This is a genomic window from Brachyspira sp., from assembly GCF_050873525.1.
Classification (GTDB): domain Bacteria; phylum Spirochaetota; class Brachyspiria; order Brachyspirales; family Brachyspiraceae; genus Brachyspira.
The window spans coordinates 1-3,733 of record NZ_JBNMIZ010000243.1 but is presented as its reverse complement, the minus strand read 5'-3'; the positions used below and the strand labels follow the sequence as shown (position 1 = coordinate 3,733).

Annotated in this window: 4 protein-coding genes; 3 read left to right on the top strand and 1 reads right to left on the bottom strand. The window is 29.2% G+C overall.

The features are described from left to right. Positions 1-75: 75 nt before the first annotated feature. The 3 genes from mtnK (at position 76) to ACR0QS_RS11940 (ending at position 2,791) form a co-directional block, all read left to right on the top strand. On the top strand, positions 76-1,281 hold the full coding sequence (gene mtnK / locus ACR0QS_RS11950) for an S-methyl-5-thioribose kinase (protein WP_432633678.1): 1,206 nt from the start codon (positions 76-78) through the stop codon (positions 1,279-1,281). A 34-nt stretch (positions 1,282-1,315) separates the two neighbouring features. After that, positions 1,316-1,648, top strand: coding sequence for a hypothetical protein (locus tag ACR0QS_RS11945; protein WP_432633677.1), 333 nt, complete (start codon positions 1,316-1,318; stop codon positions 1,646-1,648). Between the two features lie 78 nt (positions 1,649-1,726). After that, positions 1,727-2,791: an S-methyl-5-thioribose-1-phosphate isomerase gene (locus ACR0QS_RS11940; protein ID WP_432633679.1), complete on the top strand. Its 1,065-nt coding sequence runs from the start codon at positions 1,727-1,729 to the stop codon at positions 2,789-2,791. A 2-nt stretch (positions 2,792-2,793) separates the two neighbouring features. Here ACR0QS_RS11940 and ACR0QS_RS11935 read toward each other — a convergent pair. Continuing rightward, the coding region (locus ACR0QS_RS11935; RefSeq protein ID WP_432633676.1) for a hypothetical protein at positions 2,794-3,733 on the bottom strand (940 nt) is incomplete at its 5' end.

The window sequence follows — 3,733 nt, the reverse complement described above, 5'->3', positions numbered from 1 at the left end:
TTTTTATGCTAATATTATTAAATAAATTTTAAGTTTAAAATAAAAAAATAAATCGATAAAAATTTGGATTATTTTATGAGCAAATTTGATAAATATTTTTTAATGAACGAAAAAGACATTTTGGAATATTCAAAAGAAAAATTAAAATATTTTGATTCTAAAAATAAAATAACATGCCGTGAAATCGGAGACGGAAATTTAAATTATGTTTATAGAGTAAAAAATAGCAAAAAATCCGTAATAATAAAACAGGCGGGAGTGCATACAAGAAGCAACTCTTCGGGAAGAATTCTCGATATTAATAGAAACAAAAGAGAAGCAGAAATTTTAACTTATTACGGAAAAAAATTCCAAAAACTCGCTCCAAAAATTTATCATATTGACGAAACGATGAAATTATTTGTGATGGAAGATTTGAAAGATTGCATTATATTGAGAGACGCTTTAATTAAAGGAAAAATAATTCCGCATTTCTCAAAACAGATAACCGATTTTATCGTGGAAACTACTTTATCGACTGCGGACTTTTTTACGGACGCTTTCGGCAAAAAAAATGAAGTCGCAAAATATACGAATAAAGAATTATGTAAAATAAGCGAAGAATTGGTATTTACCGAACCTTTTTTTAATTTGCTTAAAGAAAATGTTTTTTCCGATTGTTTGAAAAAATATGTAGAAAAACAATTTTATAAAAATAAAGAATTGCAATTCGAGGCTGCAAAATTAAAATACGAATTTATGAATAATCCTCAAGCCTTGATACATGGAGATTTGCACACAGGTTCAATATTCGTAAACGATAAATTTATTAAAGTTATGGACTGCGAATTTGCATTCTACGGACCGATAGGCTACGATTTGGGAACTATAATTGCAAATCTTATTTTTTCTTATGTTTATCATTTGAATATGACTGGAAAAAATAGCGCAAAATTTTTGGCTTTCATTTATGAGGCGATAAACGAAATTTTAAGTTTATTCAAAAAGAAATTTTTAAATAAATGTGGTAAAGATATTAAAGATATATCCGCTAAAAACGAAGAATTTATAAAATATTATCTTGATAATGTTTTGAAATATTCTTTTGGAATTTGCGGACTCGAAATAATAAGAAGAACTACGGGCTGCGCAAGAGTAAAAGAAATAGAATCCGTTTCGGACGAAAAAAAGAGAGCGGACATTGAATATAGTTTGCTCAAAATCGGCAAGGAATGTATAATGCAAAGAGAAAGATTAATAAAAGTTGCAGATTTTACAAATTTTGTAGATTTGGCAATTTAATTTTTAATTTTTTAATTTTACGGAGGTTAATAAAATGAAAACTCTAAAAAACTTAACAATCTTAATCGCTATTTTATCTTCGGTTTTATTTTATATAAGCTGCTCGGATAAAACGGCAATGGAAATAACATTATCATATTATGCGGGAAATTGGTATAATGACGAAAATGGAAATATTTTATTTACAATAAATTCTGACGGTTCATTTAAAGATGAGAATAATAAAAAATTTTCTTCAATCTCAATAACAAGAAATAACGCGACAAATTATACTCTCCCAGATGAATCCGTTTTAACTTTTACTAGCGCAAATAAAGGAACATTTACGATTGACGGCGGGACGACTTCAAAAATTACTAAAAAATAAAATAGAAGTTGAATAATTAAAATTTTTGATTAAAGAAAACAAATTATTTATTATTTAATAAAGATATATTAGAGATACATTATGGAAAGAATAGATAAAGATTTGGCTTATATGCTTCGATTTGAAAATATAGCTTGGTATGAAGACGGAATAGTAAAAATATTAGACAGAAGAGTTTATCCTAATAAAATTAATTTTGTGGAATGCAAAACTCATAAAGAAGTTTCTAAAGCGATAGCCGATATGGTAACTCAAAGCGCTGGACCTTATTTGGCTGTAGCAATGGGAATGGTTTTGGCGGGATACGAAGCTAAAAATTTGGAAGGCGAAGAAAAAATTAAATTCTTAAAAAACGCCTGCGATACTTTGGCAAATTCTCGTCCGACAACAAGCGCAAGAATGATGGCTATAACTAAAAACTGCTTGAATGCGGGAATAGAATCTATAAATAAAAGCGAAGATTCAAATAAAGTAATAGAAGCTATATTTAATAAAGCCATAGAACTTTCCACAAAAAGATACGCAAAAATAAAAAAAATGGCTCAATATTTGGTTTCAATGTTTCCGTCTAAAGGAACTATTCTTACTCAATGTTTTGGAGAATCAATAGTCGGTTTTATGATTAGAGAATTTCAAAAACAAAATAAAGATATAAAAATAATTTGCGCTGAAACTCGTCCGTATTTTCAAGGAGCGAGATTAACCGCAACCGTAGCCTACGAACAAAACGCCGATGTAACAGTCATAACCGACAATATGATAGCCTATACAATGCAAGAAAAAAAAGTCGATATTTTCACTTCCGCAGCCGATTTGATTTGTTTAAACGGAGCGGTTGTAAATAAAATAGGAACTTATCAAATAGCGATTGTCTCAAAATATTTGGGAATTCCATATTTTGTAACGGGAGCGCCCGATAAAAGTCATAGAGGATTTGAAGATATAGAATTTGAATTTAGAGACGAAAAACTGATAACCGAAGCTATGGGAATAAAAACGGCAAAAGAAGGAGTGAAAGGATTTTATCCTGCTTTCGATTATACTCCGCCGCATTTGGTAAGCGCGATAATTACCGACTTGGGAATATTTTCTCCTTACAATGTTTTTAAGTATTATGAAAATAATTCCGAAGGAGAATATTAATTTTATAAATATAAACTCGCCTCAAATCCAATTTTATGTTCCATTTTTCTGAAAGCGTATAATTGTTTAGAGCGTTCGTATTGATATTTTACGCCTATTATAATTCTATAAATTTCAATTCCTATACCAGCCGATATTGTAGGCGTCCACTCGTTATAAGTATCCAAAAGAATATATTCGTTGTCCCCTCTTTTAATTGTATTAATTTTATCAAAATTAAATCCCCAATATATTCCAGATATAAAATTAATCTCTCCCCAGATAGGAATTCTAATATCTGTGCCGTAAAATATTTTTAATAAATTAACGAAGTTTGACTTTTTAAAACCTATTATTGCAAAATCTCTTCCGCCGTAGAAAGTAAACCATCCGTATTTGTAATATGCCGAAATAGATATTTGCTCAAATCCCGCATCTCTAAATTCTTCCGAAGATTTATCATATAAGTTTTCGTCTCCCAATACATCGCCAGCTATGTGGGAGCATATATGTCTCGATGGAGAAAATCTTAATTTAAAAGTATTATCGTATATATAATCAAAAAATACTTCAGCTTGCATATAAGTTCCGTAAAATAAACTTTGTCCATAATATTTACTTACACCCGCTTCATATTTTGAAAGAAAAAAGTGTGTCAAATAACCTACTCCGATTTTAAATCTATGTTTTTCGTTATAATTAAAACTTATTGGAGTGACTTCCGTAGCGAGCGTAGGCTGATAGAAAAACTGTATTTTATCAAAAGTAAAATTTTTATTAGGATACATATCTTTTATATTAAAAATATTCCCCAACCAAAATTTACTATTATAAGCATCAGGATTAAGCCAAGAAGAAAAATATCTGTCCGTTGCATAATTTTTAAAAGGATTATATTCCCATTGCATTTTAACTTTTTCCGTATAATTATCCATTTTATCTTTAAATGCATTATTAGTAACT